Genomic DNA, 9,365 nt, shown 5'->3' on the forward strand with positions numbered 1-9,365 from the left:
TTTAGTAATGAAGTCCGTGAGCTGTGCGTCAAGAAAAGCCGCTATTGTTCATACCATACCCGTACCGTAAACCGACACAGGTGGATGAGGAGAGAATCCTAAGGCCGGCGGAAGAAGCATTGTCAAGGAACTCGGCAAAATGACCCCGTAACTTCGGGAGAAGGGGTGCCTGCGCAAGCAGGCCGCAGAGAATAGGCTCAAGCAACTGTTTAGCAAAAACACAGGTCTATGCGAAACCGTAAGGTGAGGTATATGGGCTGACGCCTGCCCGGTGCTGGAAGGTTAAGAGGAGAGGTTAGCGCAAGCGAAGCTTTGAATTTAAGCCCCAGTAAACGGCGGCCGTAACTATAACGGTCCTAAGGTAGCGAAATTCCTTGTCGGGTAAGTTCCGACCCGCACGAAAGGCGTAATGATTTGAGCGCTGTCTCGACAATGCATCCGGTGAAATTGAAGTACCAGTGAAGATGCTGGTTACCTGCGCCAGGACGGAAAGACCCCATGGAGCTTTACTCCAGTTTGGTACTGGGATCCGGTACTGCATGTACAGGATAGGTGGGAGGCTATGAAATGGTAACGCCAGTTGCCATGGAGCCGCTGTTGGGATACCACCCTTGCAGTATTGGGTTTCTAACCAGCCGCCGTGACCCGGCGGTGGGACAATGCCAGACGGGGAGTTTGACTGGGGCGGTCGCCTCCGAAAGGGTATCGGAGGCGCCCAAAGGTTCCCTCAGGATGGACGGAAACCATCCAAAGAGTGCAAAGGCAGAAGGGAGCTTGACTGCGACACCGACGGGTGGAGCAGGTACGAAAGTAGGGCTTAGTGATCCGGTGGTATTAAGTGGGAATGCCATCGCTCAACGGATAAAAGCTACCCTGGGGATAACAGGCTTATCACTCCCAAGAGTTCACATCGACGGAGTGGTTTGGCACCTCGATGTCGGCTCATCGCATCCTGGGGCTGTAGTAGGTCCCAAGGGTTGGGCTGTTCGCCCATTAAAGCGGTACGCGAGCTGGGTTCAGAACGTCGTGAGACAGTTCGGTCCCTATCCGGCGTGGGCGTAGGATATCTGAGAGGAGCTGTCCTTAGTACGAGAGGACCGGGATGGACGGGCCGCTGGTGCACCGGTTAGACTGCCAAGTCTATAGCCGGGTAGCCAAGCCCGGAAGGGATAAACGCTGAAGGCATCTAAGCGTGAAGCCCCCCTCAAGATGAGATATCCCATCCGAAAGGAGTAAACCCCCTTGAAGACGACGAGGTTGATAGGGCAGGGGTGGAAGTGTGGTAACACATGGAGCTGACTGCTACTAATAGGGTGAGGGCTTGACCAAAAAGCATGGTCAGAAAGATTCAGTTGATTGTCAACATGTATGTGGTTTTGAAGATACGATATATCTTCTATAGCAAAGTAATTTGCATGGCCCAGTGGCTCAGTTGGTTAGAGCGCCGCCCTGTCACGGCGGAGGTCGTGAGTTCGAGTCTCATCTGGGTCGTTGCATACCGAAAGGTGTGTACATTAATTGAATATGTGGGATCTTAGCTCAGCTGGGAGAGCATCTGCCTTACAAGCAGAGGGTCATAGGTTCGAGCCCTATAGGTCCCATATAATCCGGGTGGATTCCCGAGTGGCCAAAGGGGGCAGACTGTAAATCTGTTGGCACCGCCTTCGAAGGTTCGAATCCTTCTCCACCCACTAAGCCTAATTGGCTAAGCCGATGTGGCTCAATTGGCAGAGCAGCTGATTTGTAATCAGCAGGTTATCGGTTCGAGTCCGATCATCGGCTTCAAATTTCATAATTATCGCGGGGTGGAGCAGTCTGGAAGCTCGTCGGGCTCATAACCCGAAGGTCACAGGTTCAAATCCTGTTCCCGCTATTATGCCCAGATAGCTCAGTTGGTAGAGCAGAGGACTGAAAATCCTCGTGTCGCTGGTTCGATTCCGGCTCTGGGCATTTACCTTGTAAAACATGGTGTATGCTGGTTGAAAAAGCCTGGGCATTTACCTTGTAAGATTAAATATAATATAAGGTAATCAAACTGAATATGGGATATTAGCTCAGTTGGTAGAGCACTTGACTTTTAATCAAGTTGTCCGGGGTTCGAATCCCCGATGTCTCATTAGAAAGCACTATCATTTCGATAGTGCTTTTTTTGTACTCGGAAAAAAGTTAAAACAAAGATGCACTGTCGTTCTAAACAAGACAACTGCTGCATATATTATATTACATATGTAGTAGTGGGAAGTGCGCAGTCCCGGTGCTTTTTATGGAGAATAGCAGGAGGTTCATTATGAAAAATATGAAGGAAAGGTTTCATAAACTGATAACTGTAATTCTTTGTTTTCTGGTAAGTATGGTTCCGAAGAGGGATGAAGTAGATGTATCTGTGATCGGACAGGCTGTTACTGCATCTCCGGTTAATGGAAATGCAGCTGGCGCAGCAACTGTCTCTGCAGAAAATATGGATAAAGATGTGAATATGTGGATAGTGCACAATCGAAAACATCATCGCATGTGGAAAAAACTTTTTTTCTGGCTTCAGGGTCCGGGTGATACGAAATTGACCTGAATTGAGCAGATTTCGCTGTCCGTACCTAATCGCATGGCGGGTCCCCAGACACCGGCACCGGAAGTTACAATGCAGGTCATGGCATCCTTTTGGCTGATGCCACATGGATTCTCCCACATCGGTTTGATGGTCAGATTTCCGGGAAAGGTCTGTCCGTTGTGTGTATGACCGCACAGATCTAAATCAGTACCCGCGTCAGCAAGTTCCTGAAGTTCTTTTGGCTGATGATCAATAACAAGGATCGGTTTGTCCCTGTCCAGCAATTTGGTAAGCTGGTCAGGGGCTTTTCTTGTTTCATGGATCTTTTCTATGAGGGAGGCATCTTTGCGTCCGACAATATAAAATTTGTTATCTATCAGGACACTTTCGTCTTCGAGAAGCTTAATATTGGATTTACGGAGAAATTCATTCATGCGTGGATCTTTTACATCTGAGATATTATCTCCTTTGTGATGAAAGGTAAATCCGGCAAGAATTGCCTCGTTCAGATCATGATTTCCCCAGCATGCATATACTCCATAAGTGGATTTGATGGAACGCAGAACCTTTGAGAGCTTTTCGGGACTGCGGATCGCATCATATTCATTGTCAAAAATATCTCCGGCAATGCAGACAAGATCAGGTTTTTGCTTATTGATTTTATGGACAAGTTCATGTGCATGGATGACACCGGCATTGTAACCGAAATGTGTGTCAGCGACGAGAACAACTTTAAGTTTATCTGTATCGGGAACAGTTTTATTTATCGTAACTTCATAAGGTGTTACTTTAATGTATTTTGCATGGATAATTCCCCGGATACACAGACCAATGATTAGCAATACACAGACAGCACCTGCAACATTAAAGGCAATTCGTGAGTGAATCCACGATACTCTGCATACATATTTGAAAAATAACCGTCCGAGATCAGCCGCCATCACGATCATCAGTGAGTAAAGGAAAATACCGAGAAAATAATTTCCGGTTACTTTTAATGCGCGATGTAGCACTCTTGGCTTTTTAATAAAGAAACCGGATACAAGGCTGGTCGCGACTATGGCATAGATAATTGCGAAAATAGTGCGAAATGCCATAGTACGCAAAATACTGTGACAGCTGCCCATCCACAAATATGCCCATCGCAGAATATACAGGTTGAGGATAATATAAACAGGTGCAAGATAAATTGCAATCATATAAAACCTCCGAAATTTTTTTACATTATATAATGGATGTTTTTTGATGTCAAAGAAAGAAAAAAGGGAAAAATATCGAATTTACTTATAAAGTATGGATGATTTTCATATATTAGAGTAAAACGAGCATGGAAGATAAATATGAAGGGCAGAAAACAATCGTGGGTTACAAAAATTTTTCTGTTACTGACACTTCCATATCTGGTCACGGTCTTTGTAAATGGTCCGGAGGCAGTTGCTGTAAATAAAACAACAGATATGGAAAACATACTTCCGATAATTTTAAGTGAGCAGATTTCTCCGGAATATCGGATAGAGACGCTTGAAGCACAGGCAGTCATAGCAAGAAGTAATCTTATGCGAAAGCTTCAGGAGCAAGCAGACACAGGTTCCATTCTTTGTGAAATCAGCAATAACATAAAACAAAAAGGATGGGTATGGAAAATTCCGGAAAAATGTTATGAGACAGCGGTGAAAAATACGCAGGGTCAGATACTTACTGTGGAGGGAGAGTTAAAACTGGTACCTTATCATGAAATCAGTGCCGGAGAAACAAGAGACGGGGAGGAAGCTTTTCATGATTCGCAATATGCCTATCTGAAATCGGTGGATAGCAGTGCAGATAAAGATGCGGCAGAGTATTTAAGCAGTACTTATGTATCAGAACAACAGCTTCCAAAAGAGTTGGCGATTAGTTCACGGGATAAAAGAGGATATGTGCAGAGTCTGACGGCAGACGATAATATATTAGAAGGAACTGCGTTTGCATCCGGGATGGGAATTGCATCGCCGGCATTTTCCATGCAGAAGCTGGATGGCAGAATACGCTTTTTAAGCAAAGGAAAAGGGCATGGGCTTGGTTTTTCTCAATATGGCGGGGATGTGCTTGCAAAAGAGGGAAAAACATGGCAGGAAATTTTACATATTTATTTTCCATTGATGGAAATTGAAACAGAAGATTTTGATTATATTTAGTAAAATTGAATATTTTTGCATATACTGGACACCCTGTTAATACAGAAATGATTATGAGCAGAGGTGAAAAGAATATGGCAAATAACAGAATTGTAAGGTACGTAACAAATACGGCGCTTCTGGCGGTTCTTGCAGCGGCGGGAATTGGAGTTTATCAGCTCGGAACATCCGGAACGGATGTGGAAATTCAGGAAGAAGCACCATCGTACCTGAATGACACGGCAGATAACAAAGAGAATGAGGATTCGGCAGTAGATGCGGGAACCAGTCTTGTAGAAGCGGAGATGAAGGACGAAGGAACAGACACTGAAAAAGAGATGAGCGGTGTAGAAAACACAGTACTTGCAGACAACGAAGATGCAGATCAGACATCCGTACAGACCGTAGATGGGAACGGAGCAGCACAGAGTGCAGTCAATACAGAAAGTGTAAGCACTTCTGCAAGTGCCGAAGCAGCTCCAAAACTGAGTTTTTCGGAAGATACGCTGATGGAATGGCCGGTAGATGGATCGATCCTGTTGGATTATAACATGGATCAGACGGTTTATTTTCCGACGCTGGATCAGTACAAATTAAGCCCGGCAATTTCTGTTCAGGCAGTGGATGGAGCTCCTGTTCTGGCATCTGTTCCGGGAACTGTTTATTCAATTGAGGAAGATCCGCAGACAGGAACTACCGTAACTATGGAAATCGGAAGTGGCTATCAGGCAGTTTACGGGCAGTTGAAGGATCTTACTGTTGAAGAGGGTGACACAGTAACAAAAGGTACAGTGATCGGGTATGTGGGGACTCCGACAAAGTATTACAGCAAAGAAGGCAGCAACCTTTATTTTGCAATGAAAAAGAACGGAGAACCTGTGGATCCGATTGCATATCTTCCGTAAATGGTTCACAAAAAAGAAAGTACAACGTATAATAAAGCAGGTAGGAAATAAAAATTCGTAGCCGGCTGCTTTATATAGAAATGAGGGTAACTGCCGGAAAGAATGGCGGTTATCCTTTTACATAGAGCAAATAAACAGCTTGTTACATAAGATACAGCATGACCGGTAAAAGAGGAAAAGGATGAACTATACATACATGATGAAATGTGCGGATGGCACACTTTATACGGGATGGACAACCTCGGTGGAGAAACGTCTGAAAGCGCATAATGAGGGGAAGGCCGGTGCAAAGTATACGAGGGCAAAACGCCCGGTGGAACTGGTTTACTATGAGGGATATGCGACGAAAGAAGAAGCGATGAGCAGGGAGTATGCGATTAAGCAGCTTACAAGGAAAGAAAAACTTGCCCTGATGGATTTTTGAAAGAGAAATAATATTATTCTAGAAAGAACTTTCATAAGAAAAATACCCTGCCGTTAAATTGGCAGGGTAGAGATGAAGCAATACATGAGGATAAAGTGGCAGGCACTTCCAAGCATAATGAATACATGGAAGATTTCATGTGAACCGAAGTCTTTGTGACGGGCATTGAATAAAGGAAGTTTCAAACCATAGATGATGCCGCCGACGGTGTAAATAATGCCTCCTGCGAGAAGCCAGCCGAAACCGGCACGCGGAAGAGAATGAAAAATCGGGACAAAGGCAAGGACGCACAGCCATCCCATACCGATATAGAGTACGGAAGAGAGCCATTTCGGGCAGGTAATCCAGAGACCTTTAAGAAGGATGCCAAGGATCGCAACACCCCATACAAGGCCACAGAGGATGTAACCGGTACGGTTATGCAATGCAATCAGGCAGATCGGTGTATAACTTCCGGCAATCATAACGAAGATCATCATATGATCCATCTTACGCAGGCGTCGGTTAACGGTTTCGGTAGAATCAACGGAATGATAAACCGTGCTTGCTGTATAAAGAAGGATCATAGTGAGGATAAAAACTGCAAGTGCCGCAATATGAAGCGGAGCATTCTCACCGGAAGCAGCCCGTAGCAAAAGAGGAGCGGTACCGGCAATTGCCAGAAGCATCGCAATTCCGTGTGTGATGGCACTCCACGGATCCTTTAAATTTAATTTTGAGACAAGTGAGTTTATATGCATCATAGTGAACGCCTCCTAAATGGTAAAATAGATACGGAATAATTAAAAACATATCATGTAGTAATCAATACTACATAAGAAGTATACTGAAACTATAACACTTTTATGCATATTTGTGAAGAGAAAATTTATTAAAAGAATCTAAATTACTGTTCACAGATAAAATCCCGAGACATACGGGGCAAATATTGACGGTCATCGACGAGTTAAGTTATAATATTTTAAAAGAATAAATTGGGATGTAAAGAAAGAGGTGACCGCCCATGAATAAAACAGAAGATGAAGTTGTCAGGCTGACAGCAGAATGTCTGACCAGATACTGGAAGCGTGATTCTACGTTTATTTTCAGTCATTGTGCGCCTAAAATAGTCTGGATCAGTGCACGACAGGATGAATATCTTCTGACTCTTGATGAGGTGAAAGAGAATCTCGAAACAAACTGTGCGGCTATTCCGTCATGCCATCTTCAGCACGCAGAATTTCAGGTTGCAGCCAGTTGTTCCGAACTTTTCGTTATAACCGGCAAATATCTTGTAACAACAGATCCTGAAGAAAAGTTCTTTTTGTCTGCACAGCAGCGCTGTACGTTTGTGTGGGAGAATACCGGCAATGGACTGCAGATCAGTCATATCCATATTTCAAATCCCATAGGTGAACTGAAAATTGCTGAAGATGAAGCATTTCCTGATACAATGGGAAAAATGGCAAGTCACTATATGAAAGAAGAAATTTTACGTCTGACCAGTGACAGGAAGCTGTCTGTCTGTGACGTTAACGGATCCCTGATATTTTTGCAGATGTCTGATGTTATGTTTATTTCTGCACTGGGTAAAGAAACTGTTGTCAGGACTCTTACAGACTGCATTTTTGCAAAAAACAGTATTAAAGAACTGGCACAGCAGACACAGGATTGTTTTGTTATGACTCACAGAAGTTATCTGGTCAATCCGCAGTATATTACGGCTATCAGACGTTATGCTATTACTATGCAGGATGGTACAGAGCTCCCGGTTCCGCGGAAAAAATATGATGAGATTCGCAGACAGATTCTTTCGGTATAATTTCAATGTGGAATTATACCGAAAAATAATTTTAGGACCATATATATTTATTAAGACACATCTTTAATCGTACATTTCTTTATCAATTTTTATCTGAGTTTCTTTATTGCCATATCATGACTTTTCACACTGAAATATTATTAATTATCATATTATTAAGATATTTTCATGTATTATATTTCATTTTGTTTTTCGTTCCGTTATTGTACGTTTCATTCTTTCGATGTTGAAAAAAATATTTCAGAGAAGTATTATAAAAATAACCATATTTTTGTGAACTGATGTTTTTTAATAAAAAATTCTGAAAATTAAGATAAGGCGGTGGAGAACAGAAATAATGAAGATAGAGAAGAAACAACAAATCAGAGGACCTTCTGAGAATCCCGGAAGGACAAAGTCGAAATGGTACCGCAAAAAGTGGCTCCGTGTAACGGCTGTCTGTCTTGTGACAGTGCTTGTTGTATCGGAATTTGTAATTCATTATACAGCACAGCAGGAAATACAGACAGATTTCGGACCTGAAACACTTCTGGACGCACAGATACAGGAAGTACTGAAAGATCCAATGAAAGTACTTGAAGCATTTAAGGATGCAAAGAGGCAACTTCAGGATAAACAGCAGAAACTTCTTGATGCATGTAATAAGGCCGAAAAACTCATTAAAGAAGAAAAATACGAAGAAGCTATAGAACCGGTTGATTATCTTCTGAAGGAAATGGAACTTACAGAAGAAGAAAAGATACAGATGAAGATGACCAGAACGGCTCTCTGCTTTTCAGCAGGAAGATTTGATGAAGCTATGGAAGGCTGTACAGAGCTTATAAATCTGGACCGGAGTGAAGAAGGATATTATTACTTTATGAGATCTGTGTGCAGTATACAGAAAGAAGATTACAGTCAGGCAAAGGATGATCTTCTGGAAGCTCTTGCTCATGGATATAAAGACGAAGCTCTTTGTTATGTGCATCTTGCTTTTTGTGAGAACTATCTTGAAGATTATAAAGAGGTTCTGAAATATGCAGAACTGGCTGAAGAAAAGGGAGCAGAAGATGTTTATCATGCGACACTGACGTATCTTATGGCAGTGGCCAGTCTTAAAGAAGAAAAATTTCAGGACAGTATTTCTTATATTACGGAACTGCTGGAGACAGATCAGTACAAAACAAGCGGTGATCTGTATTTTTACAGAGGAGTCAGTGAGCTTACACTTGAAGAATATCAGAAGGCTTACGATGATTTTCAGAAAGCGATGAAATACGGGTTGACCAATGCACAGGAAACGGGAGGTGAACAGAAAAAAGAAAGTAATACGATGCTTTATTACAACAGAGGAATTGCGGCACTTGGATTGAACAGACAGGAAGATGCGACGGAAGATCTACGGAAAGTCGTAGAGAACAATGATTATCCGGAACTGACAAAAGCATCAGAAGAACTTCTTGATATGCTGGAATCAGGAAAATCAGACAGCATTCAAAATGAAGATGTCAGTTCAAAAACAGATCAAACCAAATAAAAAAAGGGAAAGGAGGTGTAT

8 protein-coding genes, 7 tRNA genes and 1 rRNA gene (1 of these 16 running past the window's edge) are annotated in these 9,365 nt (G+C 42.9%); 14 read left to right on the top strand and 2 right to left on the bottom strand.

The window, feature by feature from the left end:
• The 9 genes from BQ7344_RS10670 to BQ7344_RS10710 form a co-directional block, all read left to right on the top strand.
• Positions 1 to 1,330 (top strand): 23S ribosomal RNA (locus BQ7344_RS10670); it begins 937 nt to the left of the window's first position.
• Positions 1,331 to 1,417: 87 nt separating this feature from the next.
• Positions 1,418 to 1,491 (top strand) — tRNA-Asp (locus BQ7344_RS10675).
• Positions 1,492 to 1,528: 37 nt separating this feature from the next.
• Positions 1,529 to 1,601: transfer RNA gene (locus BQ7344_RS10680), tRNA-Val, on the top strand.
• Positions 1,602 to 1,609: 8 nt separating this feature from the next.
• Positions 1,610 to 1,691, top strand: a tRNA-Tyr gene (locus tag BQ7344_RS10685).
• Positions 1,692 to 1,709: 18 nt separating this feature from the next.
• Positions 1,710 to 1,782: transfer RNA gene (locus BQ7344_RS10690), tRNA-Thr, on the top strand.
• A gap of 17 nt (positions 1,783 to 1,799) precedes the next feature.
• Positions 1,800 to 1,873, top strand: a tRNA-Met gene (locus tag BQ7344_RS10695).
• A gap of 4 nt (positions 1,874 to 1,877) precedes the next feature.
• Positions 1,878 to 1,950, top strand: a tRNA-Phe gene (locus BQ7344_RS10700).
• A 93-nt stretch (positions 1,951 to 2,043) separates the two neighbouring features.
• Positions 2,044 to 2,116: transfer RNA gene (locus tag BQ7344_RS10705), tRNA-Lys, on the top strand.
• Positions 2,117 to 2,287: 171 nt separating this feature from the next.
• Positions 2,288 to 2,566 carry a hypothetical protein gene (locus BQ7344_RS10710; protein ID WP_015543413.1) on the top strand — a complete coding sequence of 93 codons (279 nt, stop codon included), beginning with the start codon at positions 2,288 to 2,290 and terminating at the stop codon, positions 2,564 to 2,566.
• On the opposite strand, the gene BQ7344_RS10715 is transcribed toward BQ7344_RS10710, so the two are convergent.
• Entirely contained in the window at positions 2,536 to 3,744 is a 1,209-nt protein-coding gene (locus BQ7344_RS10715; protein ID WP_072522559.1) for a metallophosphoesterase, read from the bottom strand. The genes BQ7344_RS10710 and BQ7344_RS10715 overlap by 31 nt on opposite strands.
• A 141-nt stretch (positions 3,745 to 3,885) precedes the next feature.
• Between BQ7344_RS10715 and BQ7344_RS10720 the strand changes: the two genes are divergently transcribed.
• The 3 genes from BQ7344_RS10720 to BQ7344_RS10730 all read left to right on the top strand — a co-directional run bounded on the left by BQ7344_RS10720 (position 3,886) and on the right by BQ7344_RS10730 (position 6,027).
• Positions 3,886 to 4,719, top strand: coding sequence for a SpoIID/LytB domain-containing protein (locus BQ7344_RS10720; protein ID WP_072522560.1), 834 nt, complete (start codon positions 3,886 to 3,888; stop codon positions 4,717 to 4,719).
• A gap of 53 nt (positions 4,720 to 4,772) precedes the next feature.
• Positions 4,773 to 5,603, top strand: coding sequence for a M23 family metallopeptidase (locus tag BQ7344_RS10725; RefSeq protein WP_072523414.1), 831 nt, complete (start codon positions 4,773 to 4,775; stop codon positions 5,601 to 5,603).
• 181 nt (positions 5,604 to 5,784) lie between these two features.
• Positions 5,785 to 6,027, top strand: a complete 243-nt coding sequence (locus tag BQ7344_RS10730; RefSeq protein ID WP_072522561.1) for a GIY-YIG nuclease family protein — start codon at positions 5,785 to 5,787, stop codon at positions 6,025 to 6,027.
• A gap of 53 nt (positions 6,028 to 6,080) precedes the next feature.
• Here the strand turns inward: BQ7344_RS10730 and trhA are convergent, their stop codons facing one another.
• Complete coding sequence (trhA, locus tag BQ7344_RS10735; protein ID WP_072522562.1) at positions 6,081 to 6,770, bottom strand: PAQR family membrane homeostasis protein TrhA; 690 nt, start codon at positions 6,768 to 6,770, stop codon at positions 6,081 to 6,083.
• Positions 6,771 to 7,030: 260 nt separating this feature from the next.
• Between trhA and BQ7344_RS10740 the strand changes: the two genes are divergently transcribed.
• Together BQ7344_RS10740 and BQ7344_RS10750 are read left to right on the top strand one after the other, a co-directional pair.
• Positions 7,031 to 7,828 carry a LytR/AlgR family response regulator transcription factor gene (locus BQ7344_RS10740; protein ID WP_072522563.1) on the top strand — a complete coding sequence of 266 codons (798 nt, stop codon included), beginning with the start codon at positions 7,031 to 7,033 and terminating at the stop codon, positions 7,826 to 7,828.
• 337 nt (positions 7,829 to 8,165) lie between these two features.
• Complete coding sequence (locus tag BQ7344_RS10750; protein ID WP_072522565.1) at positions 8,166 to 9,344, top strand: tetratricopeptide repeat protein; 1,179 nt, start codon at positions 8,166 to 8,168, stop codon at positions 9,342 to 9,344.
• Positions 9,345 to 9,365: the final 21 nt, after the last annotated feature.

The sequence above is a fragment of the Blautia sp. Marseille-P3087 genome, from assembly GCF_900120195.1.
Taxonomy (GTDB): Bacteria; Bacillota; Clostridia; order Lachnospirales; family Lachnospiraceae; genus Blautia_A.

Coding starts and splice junctions, on each gene's coding strand:
- BQ7344_RS10710 (WP_015543413.1), top strand. CDS start 2,288: ATGAAAAATATGAAGGAAAGGTTTCATAAACTGATAACTGTAATTCTT.
- BQ7344_RS10715 (WP_072522559.1), bottom strand. CDS start 3,744: ATGATTGCAATTTATCTTGCACCTGTTTATATTATCCTCAACCTGTAT.
- BQ7344_RS10720 (WP_072522560.1), top strand. CDS start 3,886: ATGAAGGGCAGAAAACAATCGTGGGTTACAAAAATTTTTCTGTTACTG.
- BQ7344_RS10725 (WP_072523414.1), top strand. CDS start 4,773: ATGAGCAGAGGTGAAAAGAATATGGCAAATAACAGAATTGTAAGGTAC.
- BQ7344_RS10730 (WP_072522561.1), top strand. CDS start 5,785: ATGAACTATACATACATGATGAAATGTGCGGATGGCACACTTTATACG.
- trhA (WP_072522562.1), bottom strand. CDS start 6,770: ATGATGCATATAAACTCACTTGTCTCAAAATTAAATTTAAAGGATCCG.
- BQ7344_RS10740 (WP_072522563.1), top strand. CDS start 7,031: ATGAATAAAACAGAAGATGAAGTTGTCAGGCTGACAGCAGAATGTCTG.
- BQ7344_RS10750 (WP_072522565.1), top strand. CDS start 8,166: ATGAAGATAGAGAAGAAACAACAAATCAGAGGACCTTCTGAGAATCCC.